The following is a 21350-nucleotide window of genomic DNA, read 5'->3' on the forward strand; positions in this document are numbered from 1 at the left end:
AGAAATTTAAACGTACTCTTTAAGAATACCGATAAGGGTATTGGCATCTTGCTCGCCACTTTGGCGCCATACCATTTCTCCTTTTTTGTAGATCATTAAGGTTGGCAAACCTTTAACACGCAAAGCTTGAGAAAGCTCTTTATTTTTATCCACATCAATTTTAATAACCTTACCTCTATCACCTAAAGCTGCGGCAACATCTCTCAATACAGGATGCATTGCGGTAGACTGCTCATTCCACTCTGCATAAAAATCGAGAAGAACCGGTACTTGTAAATCTATAAGCTCACCAAATTTGGACATATAAAATGCTTTACTATGTTAACCAAATGTAATAAAAATTGTTAAAATACTACCCTAGCTAACACATTTGTAGACCTCTAAAAGGGTTAAAATCATGTTAATGCCTTTTTTCGCAATGTAATGACGGTAATTTCTGGCCATATTCCCACTCTTCCTGGATATCCCAAAAAACCAAAACCTCTATTTACATTAATAAATTGCCCCATTTCTTTATAAATACCCGCCCAATAAGGATATCGCCATTTTACAGGACTCCATTTGATCCATCCTGGTATTTCAATACCAAACTGCATTCCATGGGTATGTCCACTTAAAGTTAAATGGTAATGATATGAATCTTTAATCACTTCCATCTCCCAGTGAGATGGATCATGACTCATTAGTATCTTAAAATCATTCTCATTTATTTGAGAAGCTGCTTTTTTTAAATCTCCGGCCTTTTTAAATCCTCCCTTGCCCCAATTCTCAACCCCTACCAATGCAATTTTATCAATCCCTTTCTTTAAATATCGATGTTCATTAAGCAACAAATCAAAACCCATTTCTTTTTGCAACACTTTAAGGTCTTCTAAATTCTGACTTTTAAGTTCCTCCGTTTCCCATGGTATATAATCCCCGTAATCATGGTTACCTAGAACAGAAAACTTACCATCTTTAGCCTCTAAAGTTGAGAATAAATCTGCCCATGGAAGCATTTCTGAAGTCATATTATTCACCATATCACCTGTAAACAAAAGCACATCGCTCTTTTGCCTATTTATTAGATTTACACCGTACTCAATCATTTTTCTATCATCAAAACTACCGCTATGAATATCAGAAATTTGAGTAATTTGATAACCATCAAAACCATCGGGAAGATCATCAAATTCTAAAGTATATTTTAAAACCTTGAAGTTGTATTTACCTTTATACATTCCGTAAAGCAACGCACCAAAAGGAACTGATGCCAAACCAAGTGCTATTAAACTCAAAAATCGCCTACGAGCCGGCAATCCAAATTCTTTTTTCACCCCATAAATTTTATGATAAATTCCGGAAGTGATTCTATACAAATCTTCAGAAAATAAAAAGATAATGGTAATGATATTGAACGTAAGTATTGTCAATAAAAACCCAAACGCATAACTTTTAGGCACATTTAAAACTCTACTGGTGTCATCACCTACCGTAAACTGATATATAAAATTGACCATTACCGCCAACGAAACAATAATGTATAAATAAGACCACCATGACTGCTTAGCAATTGTTTTTAAGGCCTGTATTACGTAAAAGCCCAGTGCTATATAAACCAAGATGAAAATAATCCAACGTGTCATAGATTCTTTTTTACAAAGATATCGGTATAACGACTTTATAAGCGCTCATTTGCATTTTATTTAACCTTAATCATCACTGCCTTTATCTTCTCTAACTGAGTAACCGCAACATGGTCATCACTTAGAAAATCACTTGTGTTCATTGAAATCAGTGGGGCTTTTGACAAAGTTTGAGTCATTGTCGTACCAGATAAATGAACTGCATTAAAACCCACATTCCTAAAAAGTTCAACATTACCTGCATTTATTCCTGAACCGGGCATTATTTGAATATCAGAATTATACTGATTTAAATCAGATAATAAATCAATTCCTAAGGGCGCAGACCTTTGCTGACCAGAAGACAAAATATAATCTATCTGTAAATCATTTAATTGCTTAAGCGTTTTAAATGGATCTTTGACCCAATCAAATGCCCTATGAAATGTAAACTTTAAATCACCTGATGCAGTCTTCAACTTAATGGTTCGTTCGACATCCAAAGAAAAATCTTTTAAAAGCACTCCAGAAACGATTCCTTCAAATCCTAGCTCCTTGCATAGCGCTATATCGGTCAACATAATCTCAAACTCCGTATCCGAATACGTAAAATCACCACTTCTTGGGCGAATCAATACATGTACAGGAATACTCACCTGCTTTCTTACCGCTTTCAACAAGCCGTAAGATGGGGTTAAGCCCCCTACCGCCAACTCAGAACACAACTCAATGCGGTCTGCTCCAGCACGTTCAGCGACCAAGGCAGATTCTAACGAATTAGCACATACTTCTACTAGCATATTCTTATATTTAGGCTTGTTAAAAGTAAAGAACCCAACGCATGAAAAGAAGAAAGTTCCTTAGAAATTCAAGCACGGCGGCTGCAGGAATAATATCAGCTCCTTTATTAGCATCCTATACTGAAAAAACAACTTCGAAAAAAACAACTTCTACCGGTATTATACCTATCGCTATTTGCACATGGGATTTCGGGAACGCGACCGCCAAAGCATGGGAAGTTCTAAAAAATGGCGGCAGTTCATTAGACGCCGTTCACCAAGGCGTTATGATCGAAGAAAATGATTTAAAGAATAGTACCGTTGGTAATGGCGGTAGACCTGACCGTGATGGCAATGTCACTTTAGATGCTTGCATTATGGATAAAGATGGAAATTGTGGTGCTGTTTTAGCCATGCAAAATATTGCAAATCCAATATCCGTGGCTAGAAAAGTTATGGAAGAAACACCCCATGTTATGCTTGCCGGAAAGGGAGCAGAACAATTCGCGTACGAGCAAGGTTTTAAGAAAACAGACTTATTGACCGCAGAATCAAAAGAAGCTTGGTTAAAATGGAAAGAAACCTCACAATACCAACCTATAATAAATATAGAAAATCATGACACTATAGGCATGTTGGCAATTGATGATCAAGGAGATATCTCTGGAGCCTGCACTACTAGTGGTATGGCCTACAAAATGGCCGGAAGAGTTGGAGATTCTCCAATCATAGGTGCAGGATTATTTGTTGATAATGAAGTTGGCGGGGCAACCGCTACAGGTGTTGGTGAAGAAGTTGTTAGAACTGTTGGTAGTTTTCTAATTGTAGAATTAATGCGACAAGGTAAATCACCTCAAGAAGCTTGCGAAGAAGGAGTTAAACGAATTATTGCAAAAAACAAGGACAAGCAAGATTTTCAAATCGGCTTTATTGCCATCAATAAAAAAGGTGAAATAGGTGGCTATTGTATTCACCCAGGGTTCTCCTATAGGACATATACCAAAGATGGTCATATTAATAATCTATCAGATAGTTATTTTAAAAGTTAAAATAGTTTGGCTTAGAAATATTTTAATATCCAACCGAAAAAGTAATATTTAGGTAAGTTTCCCTTTCAATTTGTACTTTTAAACCCTCACTTTTAATATTCAAAAATGGCAGATCAAAAAAGACTCTTCTTGCTAGACGCATATGCATTGATATTTCGTGGCTATTATGCCTTGATAAAAAATCCTAGAATCAACTCTAAAGGCATGGATACGTCTGCCATAATGGGATTCATGAATTCTTTGCTCGATGTAATTAGAAGAGAGAAGCCAGACCATTTGGCTGTTTGTTTTGATAAAGGTGGAAGTGTAGAGCGTACAGAAATGTATGAAGACTATAAAGCGAATCGTGATGCAACGCCCGATGCCATTCGTATAGCGGTACCTTATATTCAGAATATTCTAGAAGCGATGCATATACCAAGTGTTGTATTAGAAGGTTGGGAGGCAGATGATATTATAGGAACCTTATCTAAACAAGCGGAAAAAGAAGATTATAAAGTATTTATGGTTACGCCTGATAAGGATTTCGGACAATTGGTTTCTGAAAATATATTCATGTACCGTCCTGCTCGAATGGGTAATGGTATCGAGATATGGGGAATTCCAGAAATTCAAAAACGTTTTGGTGTAGAGCGCCCAGAACAGGTTATAGATTACCTAGGTATGATGGGTGATGCCAGTGATAATATTCCAGGTCTACCAGGTGTAGGTGATAAAACTGCCAAAAAATTTATTGCCGAGTTCGGTAGTATGGAAAATCTTTTAGCGAATACAGACAAGCTGAAAGGAAAAATGAAGGAAAAGATTGAAGAAAACAAAGAATTGGGCATCCTTTCGAAAAAATTGGCGACTATCTGTATTGATTGTGACGTAACCTTTAATGCATCAGATTACGAACTCTCCACCCCTAACTTTGAAAAGGTTCAAGAAATTTTTGAAGAACTAGAGTTTAGAAGATTAAAAGACCAGTTTCTAAAACTATTTTCTAATGAAACCGAAGAAACTGTTACACAAGAGGCAGATACAACCACAGGTTACCATCAAGAACAAAATGCAGGATCAGGCCAATTTTCGCTTTTTGGAAGTACTGATGATTCCCCCGCAACTATTAAAGACTACTCAAGCAGACGATCAATTGCAGATGTTCCTCATGTTTACCAAAGCGTTGCCTCTGGTATGGCTATGAAGCTGTTCATTCAAAATTTGATGAAACAAACATCTGTTTGTTTTGATACAGAAACTACAGGATTGGATCCTTTAACTGCAGAATTAGTAGGAATTGCTTTTTCTTGGGAGGCCACTAAAGGATTTTATATCCCTTTCCCAGAAGATAAAGAAGAAGCACAATCACTAATAGAAGAATTGCGACCCTTCTTTGAATCTGAAGAAATTGAAAAAATAGGTCAGAACCTTAAATATGATATCAAGGTTTTAGATAAATATAATGTTGATGTTAAAGGTCCTTTATTCGATACTATGTTGGCACATTACCTGATCAATCCTGATATGCGTCATAACATGGATGTTTTGGCAGAAACCTACCTTAACTACACTCCTATTTCCATTACTGAACTTATCGGAAAAAAAGGTAAGAACCAGTTGAATATGCGAGAAGTTCCAGTAGACAAACAAACGGAATATGCAGTAGAAGATGCCGATATTACTTTTCAATTGGCACAACATTTTAGGCCAGAACTAAAAGAAGCCAATACAGAAAAATTATTCCTAGAAATTGAAATACCTTTATTGCGTGTATTGGCCGACATGGAATTGGAAGGCATCAATCTAGATGAAGAATTTCTAAATTCACTTTCTTCAGATTTAAATAATGATATCGCTGCCCTTGAAAAGAATATTTATGAGGAAGCTGGATCCGAATTCAATATAGGCTCCCCTAAGCAGCTGGGAGAAATCTTATTCGACAAGCTAAAATTGGTAGACAAGCCTAAAAAGACAAAAACAGGTCAATATTCAACAGCAGAAGATGTATTATCCTATTTAGCAAAAGACCATGAAATTATTCAAAATGTTTTAGATTATAGAGGCTTAGCTAAATTAAAAAGCACCTATGTAGATGCATTACCTGAACAAGTTGAACCATTAACGGGACGTGTACATACAGATTATATGCAAACAGTTGCCGCTACAGGTCGTTTAAGCAGCAATAATCCTAATTTACAGAACATTCCAATTCGTACAGAGCGTGGTCGTCAAGTTCGCAAGGCATTTATACCAAGAGATGAGAATTACACTTTATTAGCTGCAGATTATTCCCAAATAGAACTTAGAATCATTGCTGCTTTAAGCGAAGAAACCACCATGATAGAGGCTTTTAAAAATGGAGAAGATATTCATGCATCAACCGCATCAAAAGTATTTAATGTTCCTTTAGAAGAAGTGACCCGTGAACAACGAAGCAATGCTAAAACAGTCAATTTTGGAATCATTTACGGAGTATCTGCATTTGGTCTTAGCAATCAAACAGATTTATCCAGATCAGAAGCAAAAGAGCTTATCGACACGTATTACAAGACCTACCCAAAACTACGTAACTACATGAGTGAACAAGTAGATTTTGCTCGTGAAAATGGTTATGTACAAACTGTTTTAGGCCGAAGAAGATACCTTAAAGATATAAATGGCAGCAATGCCATTGTTAGAGGTGCAGCTGAACGAAACGCAGTAAACGCTCCAATTCAAGGTAGTGCTGCAGACATTATAAAAATAGCCATGATCAACATTCATAGAAAGCTTGAGGAAGGTAATTACAAATCTAAAATGCTTTTACAGGTACATGATGAATTGGTATTCGATGTTTACAACCCTGAGTTAGAAGAATTAAAAACTTTGATTAAGTCTGAAATGGAAAATGCCTACAAATTAGATGTTCCTTTAGATGTTGAAGTGGGTGTTGGAGAAAATTGGTTGGTAGCGCATTAAATTGGTTGCCAATAGTTATTTTGAGAATTGGAGTGTTGCTGATTCTATTTCATATTATGTATAATATATATATAAATGATGGTTTCAAAAGACAGTAAAAGCCATTCATCTACCAGTGAATTAACTTTCGGCTTTTAACGCATATAAGTGATAGTTGTGTTAAATATTATATAATACTAGATGAAAAGTATTTCGTCGGCGTTAAACTATAGTGTACTTCAATAATGATGTATGCTATTTTTTATGAAACGTTTTTATATCCTTTTTAACCCTGGTGGTACTTTGCAGTGCGCAAATACATGCACAATCAGGTGAAAATGAAATAAAAGTCTTTCCTAATCCAGTAACCAATGTTATAAATGTTTTAGGTCTAAATAACTCACCTAATGCATCCATAATCATAACAGACATTTACGGTACCCAGGTTATTTTGCATAATTGGGAAATCAAAAATAATGCACTAAATATTCCTGTATTTAAATTAGAGAAAGATGTTTATTTAATAACCATTCAAACGGAACACCAAAATATACAGCGTAAGTTTTTTAAGGAATAAAATATCTACTATTGAAAAACAAAATTATAGGTCAATGCAAATAGTGGACTATTTAAAATAGAAAGTTCATAAGACCCTAAAGGACTGCCTAAAAAAACATCGGCATCTACTCCTTGCTGCCTTTGAGAATAGTAAATATTAAACGGATTTCTTCTACTATAAACATTATAAACAGTAAAGGTCCAATCTCCAACCCATCTCTTATTTACTTTTTCACCATACTTGATATTCCAAGAGAAATCTAATCTATGGTAAGGTCGAAGTCTTGCATTGTTACGTTCAATAAAAATTGGAACATCGATATTTTCCAATTTAAAAACACTATTTGCAACGGTGTAAGGTCTTCCTGTTTGGCCTGTGAAATTAAAACTCCATGTATTATACTTATCCCCTTCAAAATTTATAGTGGAATTTACCACGTGTGGTCTATCAAAATCTGAGGCATACCAATTATTATTATTTATTCGATCTCCAAGATTTTCATTATCGGATCTTAACAAGCTTCTAGACCATGTATAGTTTAACCAGCCATTTACTTTTCCGCTAGATTTTTTTATACTAAATTCAACACCATAAGCCTTACCCTGACCCTGAATGACATCTCGTTCTAAAAACTCTTCAAGAAAAAAATCTGCCCCGGGCTTAAAGGTCAAGTTATTTTTAGAATCACGATAATACCCTTCTAAACCTAATTCAACAGTATTATCCGCAAAATTTTTATAAATTCCTAATCCATAAGTGTCACTTATTTGGGGTTTTATATTAGAATCAGAAGTCTTCCACCTAGAAGTAGGTAAAGGCGTTGTTGAGTTATAGACATTTTGAAGATATTGATTTAGTCTGGCATAACTTGCCTTAATCGAGGTAGTTTCGTTAAATTTTATATTTGCTCCTAATCTTGGTTCCAATCCATTATAAGTCTTCACTCCTGCACCCTTTTCAAAATCAGTAACACCTAATAACAAACCTGTTGTTTGGTCTAATTGCGCTTGTTTATAAGGACCTACAAGTACATAATGACTAAATCTTAAACCTGCTGAAATAGCCACATTGGTTACTGGCTTAAAATTAACATTACCATAGCCAGCAAATTCATAGCTATTTTCTTCATCCAAAGATACAGCTACCACACTATTACCATTACCTGGGCGTAATTCACCTGGCTTAATCTGATACTTATTTGCCTGAACCCCTACATAGTAATCTAAATTAGTCTTAATTTCCTTAGAAAACTCGGAAGCAAAACTCAGATAGTTAATTTTCGATTCAAATACAATTTCATTTGGATTGTCAACTTCAGGAAATATAGTTTTGGGCGAATAATCACTCATTACTAAGAATGTTCTTAGATTACTTTGATCGTTAAAAGAATGCCTCCAATTCAGCGTACCATTTAGAGTTTTAAAATCATACTGATTATTTTTCGCATTGATATTCTGTATTTGGGTAATCAAATCCAATTGATAAAAATCTTTACTATAAAATCCAGTAAAGGTTATTTGATCATCTTCTGTTGGGAGATATAATAATTTTAAAGTACTGTCATAAAATTTAGCCTTGGTATCCTTTAACCGTTCTGAAACCAAAGGCAATAAAAAATCTGTAAGGCCGGCCCGTCCTCCAAAGGTCATCATTAGCTTATCTTTAATAATAGGTGTTTCAATATTCAATCGACTTGAAACAATACCTAATCCTCCACTCAATTTAAATTTGTCTACATATGGATTTTTCACCTTTATGTCTAATACCGAGGTTATTCTACCACCGAAACGTGCAGGGATATTAGCTCTATACAAGTCAACACTTGAAATAACATCTGGAGTAAATACTGAAAAAAGACCAAAAAGATGGGTTGGATTAAAGACAGGTGCATTATCTAATAATAATAAATTTTGATCCAAAGCACCACCCCTAACAGATAAACCATTACTTACTTCACCTGCGTTATTAACCCCTGCCAAAAGGGTCATACTTCTCAGAACATCTGCCTCGCCAAGACCCGATGGTATTTTTTTCAATTCTTGCGTTTGTAATTGCAACGCTCCCATTTGGGGTAATTCCAAATTATCATTAATACGCTTGGCTCGCACAACAACTTCAGAAAGTTGTTCTTGCTCTTCGATCAATTCAATTTTAATATTCTTCCTCGAATTTAAATTAACACTGACCGTCTCAGTTTTAAAACCGATATAATTAATATGAACCGAATAGGAATTTTGAGGAAGATTAATAGAGAAAATTCCATTATTATTTGTGATACCCCCACATGAACATTGATCAATTATAATTTCCGCACTCTCCAATGGCTGCTGTGTTAACTCATCCTTAACCTCTAGAACCAAAAGATATTCTTGAGCTTCCATTGTATATGAGCATAAAACCGCAAACACTAAACCCAAAATAAGATTTATGGCTTTCCTTGAAAAAGAATATTTATCTTGATTTAATTTATCCATGCTTCAGGCTGTATCGCTGTTCTAAATCTTCCTTCATTACAAGGAGCTTCAATGGTTGCAGGGGGTGGGTAAGGAGACATAAATGTTGGTTCAATGCTCAATGGCATTTGAGTTTCCAATGAATTCTCCGGAATATTACCTCTTTCAATAAAAATATCAGTACTTGAAGTTGCGGCAGCTGTGAATCTGCCAAATACAAAATCATCTGGATCGTTTGGGTTGTAAATATTACCTATTAAAGCTGCTGGTGGTGGTGCATTGAACCCACTATTATTATCGACCAAATCCTTTAAGACTTTATAATAATCAAATGCATCTGGAGTCAACGATAACTGTTGAATTTCAACTACAATATTTTCTTTTGTATACAGTGGTACATTGGCAACAATTAAATCCGTTGTAGTTTTTCCATTTGAAAATTTATCATCAAATAAAGATATACTTTCAGGATATCTTACTTTCCAGCAATCTGTATCACAGGTGTAATTGAAATAATCTGGTGTAGATATACTGGTAGGGCCGCATAATCCATCACGGAAAATACCATCAAAACAAACCTGGCAAACAAGTAAATTTTCATAAGATTTGAATGTCCAGTAATAATAATTTTCTTCATTAACCGGATCATTAAAAGAAATTGAAATGGCATGGCCAGGTTCAAAAGAGCCTGTTCCATCATTATATTGCAATTCAGGGTTATAGGTAGCCTTAATATTTGAAATAGGAACGGACTCCAATACGGTTTCAGGTTGGGAACGGTATTGTCTGCCGTCTTCTAAGACAACGTCAATTTCCCATTGCTCACCCACATTAGCCATAAATTCAATTGAAGGTACATAAGCTCCTTCCAATTCTACTAATTCTACGACTTGTCCAGTCAATGAATTTACAAATGAGACATATGCACCATTTTCGAATTTTGTCTTATTTATTCCAAATTCATTTACCGATTTATTGATTATCACATATGAGCCTCCTTTTACAGTAGTAGCTATACCTTCTATGAAAACCAACCCTTCTTTAAACTCAAACTCAGGTTCAACCGGATCAATACAATTCGTAAATAAAAACGGGGATACTAATAAAAGGAATTTGACAATTATTTTATTCATTGAAATATTCAATAATGTACTATATGGTTTTTAAAGATAGTATTAATTATCAAATACAGTTCTTTTATAAAAAAAACCTCACAAATAATTGCGAGGGCTTAAATCTAGAATAAAAAAATTATCTTTTTACAAAAATCATTTGTCCGTCATCTGAAAAGTTCGGAATTTCCAAATCAGCAGCATCAACAGTCATAATATCTCCATCAATAGAAACATTAATGATTAAAACTTCGCCGTCACTTTTAGTAGTCGTCACAATAGTACCATCAAAAGTATACGTACTTGATTCGATGTCAGAATCAGTTGGACATGGAATATCCAAACCCGAACCAGTCGCATTTACTTCTACGTAGTTTGCTGAATTAGAAGCACTAGCCGTTAAATCTTCGTTAAATGTCAAGGTAACAACATAACAATCTTTATCCGTTAAAAGATCAAGAATTCCTTTTGCGAATTTTGTATTATCCGATGCTGTAGCATCATCAATTACAAGCTCAGTGGCGTCCCAAGATCCTAAAATAGCAGTGCTAGCAACTTTCGTTTCTACTTCGCTATTATTTTTGTCCGAACTACAAGAAATAAGCACTAGAGCAATCCCTAAAAAGAATAAAATATGTTTATACATCATCGTTTAATTTGTTTATCAACATTTTTAAAACGAAATTATTCACATATTATTTTAAAACCAAAAATCTCTTATAAAACAAAACGATAGGTAGCCTTTATTAGAAATGTATTATCCTTCTTTTGCCCAAGAATTTGGGCATCCAAATTATTACCTAAAATTTCACAAAGATTTGCGGACCCTACAACACCTTGCGACCAAACCAAAATACTTCTGAACCTGGAATATACTCCCATCTTAAAACAAGAATTGACCTAAACTGACCAAACGAAAAATCTGGATTTTCTATTTCATAATCAACTACACTATCTATATCTTCATCTATCAAATAAATAGCCCCAATATCTGTACTGCTAATATGTTCATTAGAGAACATTGTTACTCGTTCATTAAGGTTCTCTGCTATCGGTTTATTTACATAATTAAAGTCGGTATATGTGCCCCTAGAAATAAAAGACGGTCCATAATATTGAATTGACAGATTCGGATTTAAACTGTAGTTGAATCGAATGGAAGTGCTCAACGTGTGTTGATCAATATTACCCGTAATATATCTTGGGGATCCTTTAAAATTTTTCAAAGCTACATATTGCGTTTTATTGGGATTCTCTTCATATTCTGATGAGACGGAAAGATTAAAAGCATCAAAAGGTTGGTAGTATAACCGTAAACCATAACGCTCTAAAGAGAAGTTATTTTCAGCCGCCCGACTATTAACGTAGCCTAATGTAAAACTTACCTTTTTTCTATTTTCAGAACCAAAAAAGAAATTTCCGAAAAAATCTTTAAAGTATCTTTTTGAGAATTAGTTGTCGTTATAGACAAAATAAATAATAGGCTCAGGTAAAGATTTTTAATCATGATAATACGTTCCTTTGTTGATTGATGATGATAGTAAATGACCTAAAAAAAATAGCTACTTGTTACAAATTTGGCATTAAATCAAATAAGTTTAACAGTATTATAAGTGCTTTAAAGACTTCTGAAATTACATTTATAATAAAAATGTGAAAAATAAAGAAACAAGTATTTGCAATTCAAGTTAATAATCGTAGATTTGCAGCCCCTTTGACGGGATTGATTAAAATAATAGTTAAAAATAGCAGTAGTGGATACATTAAGTTATAAGACCGTTTCGGCCAACAGAACAACTGTAAACAAAGAGTGGTTGTTGGTAGATGCCGAAGGAGAGACATTAGGACGCATGGCTTCAAAAGTCGCCTATTTGTTAAGAGGAAAGCATAAGCCAAGTTTCACCCCTCATGTTGATTGTGGTGATAATGTTGTTATTATCAATGCAGAGAAAATTGTTCTTTCAGGAAATAAATGGTCTGATAAAACGTATTTAAGATACACAGGCTACCCAGGTGGTCAACGTTCTACTAGCGTAAAACAATTATTGGATAAAAATCCAGAAGGTATTCTTGAAAAAGCAATAAAAGGGATGTTGCCTAAAAATAGATTAGGTGCAGAACTTTTCAGAAACCTTAAAGTATACGCAGGTACTGAGCATGGCCAAGAAGCACAGAAACCAACTGTTGTTAATTTAAAAGACATTAAATAAGATGGAAGTAATTCATAAAATTGGTCGTAGAAAGACCGCTGTAGCTAGAGTATATCTTTCTGATGGAAATGGAGACATCACTATCAACAACAAAGATTTAAGTGTATACTTTCCAACTGCAACACTTCAATATAAAGTAAAGCAACCTTTTACATTAACTGAGAGTTTAGATACCTATAACGTAAAAGTAAATGTTTACGGTGGTGGTATTACGGGTCAAGCAGAAGCCATTCGCCTTGCTCTTTCAAGAGCAATGTGTGAGATTGATGCTGAAAACAGAACAATCTTGAAGCCAGAAGGTTTATTGACAAGAGACCCAAGAATGGTTGAACGTAAGAAATTCGGTCAAAAGAAAGCGCGTAAGAAATTCCAATTCTCGAAACGTTAATTCGAATCACAAAAATACCAGGCACCCTTTTTGGGTGCCTATTTTATATATTTTATCACACTGGTAAATCCAGATTATTAACAAGTTCATTGAAAGTCCTTTATGGACAATTAAAAATCCTTTAATCATTTATAATTAAAGGTAAATTAGTTTAGCATCTAAATGGTGAAGGCTTTTGCACAGTTGCAAATACCACTTTACCATTGCTAATTCATAAGAACGTAAACTAAATTTAAAATGGCGAGAGTCGACGTAAAACAATTATTAGAAGCAGGTGTGCATTTTGGCCACCTAACAAGAAAGTGGAATCCAAACATGGCTCCTTACATCTACATGGAGCGTAACGGTATTCACGTTATTAATCTTTACAAAACAGTTGCAAAATTAGACGAGACCAATGAGGCTCTTAGTAAAATTGCAGCATCAGGTAGAAAAATACTTTTCGTAGCTACCAAAAAACAGGCAAAAGACATCGTTGCTGAAAAAGCAGCAAAAGTAAACATGCCTTACATCACTGAAAGATGGCCAGGTGGTATGTTGACTAATTTCGTTACTATTCGTAAAGCTGTAAAGAAAATGGCTTCTATCGATCGTATGAAAAAGGATGGTACATTCTTGACTCTATCTAAAAAAGAAAGACTTCAAGTAGATCGTTTACGTGCAAAATTAGAAAAGAACTTAGGTTCAATTTCTGAAATGACACGTTTACCAGGTGCATTGTTCATCGTTGATACAATGAGAGAGCACATTGCTGTTAAAGAAGCTCAAAAATTGAACATTCCTATTTTCGCTATGGTTGACACCAACTGCGACCCAAGAGATGTAGATTATTTAATACCTTCTAATGATGATGCCTCTAAATCTATCGACATCATTATGACAGAAGTTACCAATGCAATTGCCGAAGGTCTTGCTGAACGTAAGAACGAAAAAGGAGATGCTGAAGGTAAATCTGAGAAAAAAGAAAAAGCCACAAAGAAAAAAGAAGCAACTGAGAAACCAGCTGCCCCAAAAACAGAAGCTAAGCCAGAACCAGTTGCCACTAAAAAAGCAAAAGTTGAGGCAGACGACTTAACTAAAGTTGAAGGTATCGGACCAAAAGCTGCTGAAGCTTTAGTTGCTGCAGGTATTGTTACTTATGCCGATCTTTCTAAAGGTGATGCTGAAAAAATAAAAGAAATCTTAACCGAAGCAAGTTCAAGAATGGCTCATTTAGACCCTACTTCTTGGCCAAAGCAGGCTAAAATGGCCGCTGATGGCAAATGGGACGAGCTTAAAGAATGGCAAGACAACACTAAAGGTGGTGTAGAATAAGTATCTACATTTTTTTATATAAATAAATTAAGAATAACCCCCTAAAAAGGGCACACTAAAAGTAAAAGAAATGGCAAAGATTACAGCCGCAGAAGTTAATAGATTAAGAAAAACGACTGGTGCAGGAATGATGGATTGCAAAACAGCTTTAGTAGAAGCTGAAGGTGATTTTGAAACCGCAATTGAAATTCTTCGTAAAAAAGGTCAAAAAGTAGCAGCTAAGAGAGCCGATAGAGATTCTTCTGAAGGTGCTGCTATCGCTAAAGTAAATGATGATCACACTAGTGGCGTTATCATTTCACTTAACTGCGAAACAGATTTTGTAGCTAAAAACGAAACATTTGTAACGTTAGCAACAGAATTAGCAGATTTAGCAATCAATTTTGATTCGAAAGATGCATTCTTAGCTGCTGATTATAAAGGCATGACTGTTCAAGAAAAACTTATTGAACAAACAGGCGTTATAGGTGAGAAAATTGAAATCGGAGGTTTTGAAACTTTAAATGCTCCTTTCGTTGGTTCATACATTCATGCAGGAAATAAAATTGCTGTTCTTACAGGTCTTTCGGCTGCGGTTGATGGTGCAGAAGAAGTTGCAAAAGATGTTTCTATGCAGGCTGCAGCAATGAACCCTGTTGCATTAAATGAAGAAGGTGTTGATCAATCTGTAATCGATAAAGAAATCGAAATTGCAAAAGATCAATTACGCCAAGAAGGTAAGCCAGAAGAAATGCTTGACAATATCGCAAAAGGTAAATTAAAGCGTTTCTTTAAAGACAACACCTTGGTTAATCAAGATTTCATCAAAGACAGCAAACAAAGTGTTTCTCAATACGTAAAATCAGTTGATTCTAAATTAGAAGTAACAGGATTTAAAAGAGTTGCATTAGGTTAATTACAATACAACTAACTCAATAAAAAACCGTCTTACTATTAAAGGTAGACGGTTTTTTTATTCACCCTAACTTCATCCTCTGTTTATTAAATCTACAAGCAATAACAATTGACCTGAGCAAACATGATTTAATTTTTTAGCCATGCACTGCGCAAAGATATTTCATTCTCAGTCGCATCTTTTTTAGAGGTTATTTTATTGACAACCTTCATTGGCGAACCAACAGGACCTTCCATAGAAATAATCTCACCATTTCTTTCTGCAGTAATTTTAATAACCTTTTCAGGAGTCCAGCTAAAACTTTCCTCTATAATAGACCTAAACGACTCAATAGTAATTTCCTCACCATTAATTACTTGTAAAACATCACCACCTTTTAATTCTAAATCTTTGAAAAAAGAGTTTAATTTTATTCCTTCTCTTATAAATATTACGCTATCACTCTCTATATCGACATCAATATACGGTACTTGACCATCAAAAAAATATCCTGTTTGCTGTTCCACATCCAAAATACTTAAACCAACCATATTCAAGTAAAAATCATAATCTATTGGAATATCACCGATTACATGATTTTTAAAAAATGTATCCACCTCAGGATATGTCATTTCTAAGATCTCCTTAAACAAAGCGTCATCATCGAAAGGCACATTAACTCCGTATTTCTTAGACAACTCCTTTAACAACCAAAGCACACCTTTTTCTCCATTACTTTTCTCACGCAACAATAAATCTAATGACATATTTATTAAAGCTCCCTTCTCATATACGTTAGCATAATTCACTTCATAAGGCTCCTCTAAAATATTCTCGCTCATAATAGTAAAAGACATATTATCATCATAGAATTTAGAGTTATCAATCTTCATTAGCATTCTATCATAAAACTCGTCTTCTGAAATTAAACCCTGTTGAACTTGAAACAAATTAGCAAAGTACTCGGTGGTACCCTCATACATCCACAAATGCTTGGACATTTTTGGATTATTAAAATCAAAATATTGTATCTCTTTAGAATGAACGGATAAAGGTGTTACAATGTGAAAAAATTCGTGTGAAACTACATCGACCATTGCCTGCTCCAATCTTTCCATTGGCATAGCCTCTGGCAAAATAACAACAGTGGATGTATGATGCTCTAAAGCTCCAAAACCTTGAGCATCTGGCACGTTAACATCAGAAAGATATAATAAAATGTTATATTCCTTTGTACTATCAACATCACCTAAAAAAATTTTCTGAGCGCCCATCATAGAAACCATTCTATCTTTTAAATCGCTTGCCTTGTACACATTATTTGGAGAGTACAGACTTAACGTAACTGTTATTCCATTTATCTCAAAAATTTCGGTATTAGGTTTGGCATACATTATAGGATTATCTATCACCTCAAAATATCGTTTGGCTATAAAACGATCCCAAAGTGGATCAGGCTTTCTATTCGACTCCTCAGAAAGTGTAGTTGTTGCTATTAAATCTCCTGGCTTATTTACTAAAATGGAATAAGGCACTTCTTTAAATCCATCAAAATAACCAACAAATCCGTGTAGATTAAGCATAAAATTACTTCCAGCAGAAATGTTAGTACCTGCAGGGGAAAATACGGCGTCAGCTACTTCATTTTCAGTATCGTATGTATCATTTACCAAATACTCAACCTTATCAAGTTGAACCCCATTCAAAATACGCCACGAATTCTCATCAAGCTTAACCACATCAAGCTGATTGCCTTTATAATCCAGTGCCTTAAAATCTTGAATATACTTCCCGTAATTATCAGAACTATACGTACCTGGTACGGTTTTAGGTATTCTAAACAGTACTGTTTCAGTTGTAAAAGCCACAGGGTCCATTTCAACCCGAACCCGATCATCAACAACATTGACCAAATCTATCGTTGTTAAAATTGGACGAACATTATCCGATAATAATGATTTACCCGTTCCACAGGCATTAAATAGCACAACTAGAGCAAAGGCTATTATTATTTTTCTCATAATCAATAACTGATTTTCTTGTTAATTTAAGGATGATAAAGATATATAATCTATGATATACCATTCTTAAAGAATTATGTTTTGCTTCCACAAAATATTGATCACACCCATCAAATATTTTCATTATTTTTGATGGCAAATAAAAAGTTAAGATGCACTACAAAAGAATTCTTCTGAAATTAAGTGGCGAAGCCCTAATGGGTGAAAAGCAATATGGAATTGACTCCAACAGGCTTAACGAATATGCAGAAGAGATTAAAGAAGTAGTAGAAAAAGGAATAGAAGTAGCTATCGTTATCGGTGGAGGTAATATTTTCCGAGGATTAGCAGGAGCTGCGACTGGTATGGACCGTGTACAAGGTGATCATATGGGTATGTTAGCAACAGTTATAAATGGCCTGGCCCTTCAAAGCGCATTAGAAATGTGTGGTGTTCAAACCAGATTACAGTCTGCAATAAAAATTAATGAAGTAGCTGAACCTTTCATTAGAAGGCGAGCAATGAGACATCTTGAAAAAGGAAGAGTAGTTATTTTCGGTGGCGGAACCGGCAACCCTTATTTTACAACAGATTCCGCAGCAGTATTAAGAGCAATTGAAATAGAGGCTGATGTAATACTTAAAGGTACTCGTGTGGACGGTATATACACATCAGACCCAGAGAAAGATAAAAACGCAACTAAATTTGACACGATATCTTTCAACGATGTCCTTAAAAAAGGATTGAAAGTTATGGATACGACCGCTTTCACATTAAGTCAAGAAAATGAATTACCAATCGTGGTTTTTGATATGAACAAAAAAGGAAACTTGCTAAAAATTGTTGACGGCCAAAATATTGGCACGACAGTCAACATCTAATTTTTGGTACAGTTTATGTTTAGAGAAAGTAATATTATTGTTTTATGAACGAAGAAGTACAATTTGTTTTAGACGCGACAAAAGAAGGAATGGATGCCGCTATGGCACACTTAGAGCGTGAATTTTTAAAAATTAGAGCTGGTAAAGCTAGCCCTGCCATGTTATCATCAATACTAGTTGATTATTATGGCTCGCAAACTCCTTTATCACAAGTAGCCAATGTCAACACTCCCGATGGACGAACCATTTCTGTACAACCATGGGAAAAAGGAATGCTTCAAGAGATTGAAAAAGCAATCATGAATGCCAACCTAGGCTTTAACCCTATGAACAATGGTGATTTAATTATTATAAATGTACCGCCACTTACAGAGGAAAGAAGAATACAACTTACAAAACAAGCTAAAGCTGAGGCAGAACACGCAAAAGTAGGTGTACGTAGCGCTAGACAAGATGCAAATAAAGAAATCAAAGATCTTGATATCTCAGAAGACCTTCAGAAGAATGCCACCGCAGATGTTCAAGATATAACCGACGCTTATACAAAAAAGATTGATGATTTTCTTGCTAAGAAAGAAGCTGAAATTATGAAAGTATAATTTAATACTAATTATATAAATGCTAAGCTACTTCAATTCGGTAGCTTTTTTCATTTATAGCTAATTTTAAACTTTTCCTTTTAGGAACAAATGCACCTAATGGTTACCTTTGATACCTGCAAAAACAGTTATGGTAGCTAAACTAACTAAGGGATTTTGGCCAAAAACGGCAAGCATTATTCTGAGAAACAGAATCCTAATCATTTTTCTCATTATTGGATTTACAATTTTCATGGCCATGCAGTGGCAATATATGCGATTTTCAAGTTCGCAAACCAATTTACTGCCGGATGACCATCCAGTAAACCAAGAATATCAAAATTTTCTTAGCAAGTTCGGCGAAGAAGGCAATGCCGTGGTATTTGCTCTACGCGATAGCGCTCTTTTTAATCCCGTCAATTTCAATAGATGGAATAAACTGAGCAAACAATTAGCAGCCTTTCCTGAAGTAGATTTTGTACTCTCTACAGACAATCTACAAGAGCTCATAAAAGATAATGAGAAGCAAGAATTTAAAATGCAGCCGTTAATTACTAGAGAACTAAATTCTCAAAATGAAATTGACAGCATTACCCATCATTTATTCAATGACCTGCCATTTTATGAAAATCTCCTTTACAATAAAGAAAGCAAAACAATAAGGACTATTATAAATTTAGATAAGGATATCGTTAACACTTCAGTAAGAAAGGACTTTATTCTTCAAGATTTGAATACGTTGGTTAAGAATTTTGAAAAAGAAACAAATTTAGATGTTCACATATCTGGCATGCCGTATGTAAGAACCATGAATTCCCAGAATATTATTGATGAAATCGGTAAATTTATTCTGGCAGCTCTGGGTGTTACTTCATTAATCTTTTTCTTTTTCTTTAGAAGCATAAGAGCAACAGTAATATCGATGTGTGTAGTTATAATTGGTGTAATGTGGGCCTTTGGTCTTCTGGGCTTACTACAATATGAAATTACCGTACTTACTGCCCTTATCCCGCCATTAATTATAGTTATTGGTATTCCCAACTGTATTTTCTTAATTAATAAATACCAACAAGAGGTTAAGAAACATGGTAATCAAGCATTATCATTACAGCGAGTTATTTCTAAAATCGGAAATGCTACTTTAATGACAAATATCACTACCGCCTCTGGGTTTGCCACTTTTATAATTACCGACAGTAAGCTTTTAAAAGAATTTGGTATTGTTGCTTCTATTAATATTATAGGCATATTTATTCTTTCATTACTTATCATACCTATTGTATATAGTTTTATGCCTTTGCCTAAAACAAAACATTTAAAACACTTAAATAAAAAGTGGATCGATGCTTTTGTAAGTTGGATGGAGCGCATAGTTAGGCATAGAAGAATATCCGTTTATATTGTTTCTATTGCCTTATTGGTTATTAGCATTATAGGTATTTATCAAATTAAAATCTCAGGAAGTCCGATTGAGGATATGCCTAAAAATGCAGAGTTTTTTAATGACATAAGATTTTTTGAAAAAGAGTTTAAAGGAATTATGCCCGTTGAAATAGTGGTAGATACTAAAACACCTAAGGGAGTTTTAAAACCAGCCACTCTTAAGCGAATGAATCAATTAGGAGAAGTTATTGAAGATATCCCAGAACTTTCCTCACCAGTTTCGGTGGTTAATTTAGTGAAGTATTCTAAACAGGCTTTTTATAATGGCCTGCCAAAATATTATCAATTACCGACAAGTCAAGAGAATACTTTCATCATGGACGTTGCTAGAAAATCTTCTAACAACAGTGACCTACTAAAAACATTTGTAGACAGTACCGGTCAAACTGCAAGGATAACGACCTTTATGCGAGATGTAAACACAACCCGCATGGAACAGATTGAAGCTCGCCTAATGGAACATATATACAAAATTTTCCCCGCCGAACGCTACAACGTTTATATGACAGGCAGTGCCCTATTATTCTTAAAGGGAACAAAGTACTTGGTTAAAAACCTAATATTGTCACTCGCATTGGCTATTGGCTTAATTGCATTATTTATGGCCTATCTTTTTAGGTCTTTTAGAATGATAATAATTTCGTTAATCCCAAATTTATTACCATTGGTCATTACGGCAGGTATAATGGGCTTTGTTGGAGTGCCTATAAAACCTTCTACAATTTTAGTATTCAGTATTGCATTCGGAATTTCAGTGGATGATACTATACACTTCCTCGCGAAGTACAGGCAAGAACTAACAGCCAACAATTGGCGAATTGAAAAATCGGTGTACAATGCCTTACGTGAAACTGGGGTAAGTATGTTCTATACATCGATAGTTTTGTTTTTCGGGTTTTCGGTCTTTGTAATTTCCAACTTCGGGGGTACGGTTGCCCTAGGATCTTTGGTTTCTGCAACACTGCTTCTTGCAATGCTTGCTAACCTAATTCTTCTACCTTCATTACTATTATCGTTAGAAAAAAGTATTGCCAACAAACAAACACTTAAAAAACCACAGATAGACATACTGCCGCAAGATGAAAGCAACAATTAATTGAAATTCATTTAAGCCATAGTTTTATATCATAACATAAGCCAATTATTTTTTAACAAAATCCTATCTTTGGCGTTTTAATTTTCAATTC

16 protein-coding genes and 1 pseudogene are annotated in these 21350 nt (G+C 34.7%); 9 read left to right on the plus strand and 8 right to left on the minus strand.

Annotated features, from left to right (window positions below):
• Nucleotides 1-6: 6 nt before the first annotated feature.
• The 3 genes from AACZ49_RS12975 to AACZ49_RS12985 all read right to left on the minus strand — a co-directional run bounded on the left by AACZ49_RS12975 (nucleotide 7) and on the right by AACZ49_RS12985 (nucleotide 2404).
• On the minus strand, nucleotides 7-303 hold the full coding sequence (locus AACZ49_RS12975) for a thioredoxin family protein (RefSeq protein WP_091623614.1): 297 nt from the start codon (nucleotides 301-303) through the stop codon (nucleotides 7-9).
• A 92-nt stretch (nucleotides 304-395) separates the two neighbouring features.
• Nucleotides 396-1625, minus strand: a complete 1230-nt coding sequence (locus AACZ49_RS12980) for a metallophosphoesterase (protein ID WP_339655604.1) — start codon at nucleotides 1623-1625, stop codon at nucleotides 396-398.
• Nucleotides 1626-1681: 56 nt separating this feature from the next.
• Complete coding sequence (locus tag AACZ49_RS12985; RefSeq protein WP_339655607.1) at nucleotides 1682-2404, minus strand: copper homeostasis protein CutC; 723 nt, start codon at nucleotides 2402-2404, stop codon at nucleotides 1682-1684.
• Nucleotides 2405-2445: 41 nt separating this feature from the next.
• Here AACZ49_RS12985 and AACZ49_RS12990 point away from each other — a divergent pair, with 41 nt between their 5' ends.
• Nucleotides 2446-3432, plus strand: coding sequence for a N(4)-(beta-N-acetylglucosaminyl)-L-asparaginase (locus AACZ49_RS12990; RefSeq protein WP_339655610.1), 987 nt, complete (start codon nucleotides 2446-2448; stop codon nucleotides 3430-3432).
• Nucleotides 3433-3537: 105 nt separating this feature from the next.
• Nucleotides 3538-6372: a DNA polymerase I gene (polA, locus tag AACZ49_RS12995; protein ID WP_339655612.1), complete on the plus strand. Its 2835-nt coding sequence runs from the start codon at nucleotides 3538-3540 to the stop codon at nucleotides 6370-6372.
• Between the two features lie 564 nt (nucleotides 6373-6936).
• Here polA and AACZ49_RS13000 read toward each other — a convergent pair.
• The 4 genes and pseudogenes from AACZ49_RS13000 to AACZ49_RS13015 form a co-directional block, all read right to left on the minus strand.
• The gene (locus tag AACZ49_RS13000) at nucleotides 6937-9384 is read right to left on the minus strand and encodes a TonB-dependent receptor (RefSeq protein ID WP_339655615.1); all 2448 of its coding nucleotides are present in this window, start codon (nucleotides 9382-9384) and stop codon (nucleotides 6937-6939) included.
• Nucleotides 9372-10496 carry a DUF4249 family protein gene (locus AACZ49_RS13005; RefSeq protein ID WP_339655618.1) on the minus strand — a complete coding sequence of 375 codons (1125 nt, stop codon included), beginning with the start codon at nucleotides 10494-10496 and terminating at the stop codon, nucleotides 9372-9374. Before AACZ49_RS13005 ends, AACZ49_RS13000 begins: the two co-directional genes overlap by 13 nt.
• Nucleotides 10497-10614: 118 nt before the next feature.
• Entirely contained in the window at nucleotides 10615-11124 is a 510-nt protein-coding gene (locus AACZ49_RS13010; protein WP_339655621.1) for a hypothetical protein, read from the minus strand.
• 178 nt (nucleotides 11125-11302) lie between these two features.
• Nucleotides 11303-11890, minus strand: a pseudogene (locus AACZ49_RS13015) (DUF5916 domain-containing protein); the annotation flags it as partial.
• 339 nt (nucleotides 11891-12229) lie between these two features.
• On the opposite strand from AACZ49_RS13015, the gene rplM reads away from it, so the two are divergent.
• From rplM to tsf, 4 genes are all read left to right on the plus strand, one after another.
• On the plus strand, nucleotides 12230-12685 hold the full coding sequence (rplM, locus tag AACZ49_RS13020; RefSeq protein ID WP_091623643.1) for a 50S ribosomal protein L13: 456 nt from the start codon (nucleotides 12230-12232) through the stop codon (nucleotides 12683-12685).
• 1 nt (nucleotide 12686) lies between these two features.
• The gene (rpsI, locus tag AACZ49_RS13025) at nucleotides 12687-13073 is read left to right on the plus strand and encodes a 30S ribosomal protein S9 (protein WP_027064994.1); all 387 of its coding nucleotides are present in this window, start codon (nucleotides 12687-12689) and stop codon (nucleotides 13071-13073) included.
• Nucleotides 13074-13310: 237 nt separating this feature from the next.
• Nucleotides 13311-14387 (plus strand): 30S ribosomal protein S2, encoded by a 1077-nt coding sequence (gene rpsB, locus AACZ49_RS13030; protein WP_339655627.1) that lies wholly within the window; start codon nucleotides 13311-13313, stop codon nucleotides 14385-14387.
• 70 nt (nucleotides 14388-14457) lie between these two features.
• A complete protein-coding gene (gene tsf / locus AACZ49_RS13035; RefSeq protein WP_339655629.1) occupies nucleotides 14458-15282 on the plus strand; it encodes a translation elongation factor Ts in 825 nt (274 codons plus the stop codon).
• Nucleotides 15283-15410: 128 nt separating this feature from the next.
• On the opposite strand, the gene AACZ49_RS13040 is transcribed toward tsf, so the two are convergent.
• Complete coding sequence (locus tag AACZ49_RS13040; protein WP_339655631.1) at nucleotides 15411-17282, minus strand: peptidase M61; 1872 nt, start codon at nucleotides 17280-17282, stop codon at nucleotides 15411-15413.
• A 152-nt stretch (nucleotides 17283-17434) separates the two neighbouring features.
• Between AACZ49_RS13040 and pyrH the strand changes: the two genes are divergently transcribed.
• From pyrH to AACZ49_RS13055, 3 genes are all read left to right on the plus strand, one after another.
• Nucleotides 17435-18142 carry a UMP kinase gene (pyrH, locus tag AACZ49_RS13045; RefSeq protein WP_339655633.1) on the plus strand — a complete coding sequence of 236 codons (708 nt, stop codon included), beginning with the start codon at nucleotides 17435-17437 and terminating at the stop codon, nucleotides 18140-18142.
• A 44-nt stretch (nucleotides 18143-18186) separates the two neighbouring features.
• Nucleotides 18187-18741: a ribosome recycling factor gene (gene frr, locus AACZ49_RS13050; RefSeq protein ID WP_339655635.1), complete on the plus strand. Its 555-nt coding sequence runs from the start codon at nucleotides 18187-18189 to the stop codon at nucleotides 18739-18741.
• A gap of 130 nt (nucleotides 18742-18871) precedes the next feature.
• Nucleotides 18872-21259: an efflux RND transporter permease subunit gene (locus AACZ49_RS13055; RefSeq protein WP_339655638.1), complete on the plus strand. Its 2388-nt coding sequence runs from the start codon at nucleotides 18872-18874 to the stop codon at nucleotides 21257-21259.
• Nucleotides 21260-21350: the final 91 nt, after the last annotated feature.

Source organism: uncultured Maribacter sp. (genome assembly GCF_963975365.1).
Classification (GTDB): Bacteria; Bacteroidota; Bacteroidia; order Flavobacteriales; family Flavobacteriaceae; genus Maribacter.

Coding starts and splice junctions, on each gene's coding strand:
- AACZ49_RS12975 (WP_091623614.1), bottom strand. CDS start 303: ATGTCCAAATTTGGTGAGCTTATAGATTTACAAGTACCGGTTCTTCTC.
- AACZ49_RS12980 (WP_339655604.1), bottom strand. CDS start 1,625: ATGACACGTTGGATTATTTTCATCTTGGTTTATATAGCACTGGGCTTT.
- AACZ49_RS12985 (WP_339655607.1), bottom strand. CDS start 2,404: ATGCTAGTAGAAGTATGTGCTAATTCGTTAGAATCTGCCTTGGTCGCT.
- AACZ49_RS12990 (WP_339655610.1), top strand. CDS start 2,446: ATGAAAAGAAGAAAGTTCCTTAGAAATTCAAGCACGGCGGCTGCAGGA.
- polA (WP_339655612.1), top strand. CDS start 3,538: ATGGCAGATCAAAAAAGACTCTTCTTGCTAGACGCATATGCATTGATA.
- AACZ49_RS13000 (WP_339655615.1), bottom strand. CDS start 9,384: ATGGATAAATTAAATCAAGATAAATATTCTTTTTCAAGGAAAGCCATA.
- AACZ49_RS13005 (WP_339655618.1), bottom strand. CDS start 10,496: ATGAATAAAATAATTGTCAAATTCCTTTTATTAGTATCCCCGTTTTTA.
- AACZ49_RS13010 (WP_339655621.1), bottom strand. CDS start 11,124: ATGATGTATAAACATATTTTATTCTTTTTAGGGATTGCTCTAGTGCTT.
- rpsI (WP_027064994.1), top strand. CDS start 12,687: ATGGAAGTAATTCATAAAATTGGTCGTAGAAAGACCGCTGTAGCTAGA.
- rpsB (WP_339655627.1), top strand. CDS start 13,311: ATGGCGAGAGTCGACGTAAAACAATTATTAGAAGCAGGTGTGCATTTT.
- tsf (WP_339655629.1), top strand. CDS start 14,458: ATGGCAAAGATTACAGCCGCAGAAGTTAATAGATTAAGAAAAACGACT.
- AACZ49_RS13040 (WP_339655631.1), bottom strand. CDS start 17,282: ATGAGAAAAATAATAATAGCCTTTGCTCTAGTTGTGCTATTTAATGCC.
- pyrH (WP_339655633.1), top strand. CDS start 17,435: ATGCACTACAAAAGAATTCTTCTGAAATTAAGTGGCGAAGCCCTAATG.
- frr (WP_339655635.1), top strand. CDS start 18,187: ATGAACGAAGAAGTACAATTTGTTTTAGACGCGACAAAAGAAGGAATG.
- AACZ49_RS13055 (WP_339655638.1), top strand. CDS start 18,872: ATGGTAGCTAAACTAACTAAGGGATTTTGGCCAAAAACGGCAAGCATT.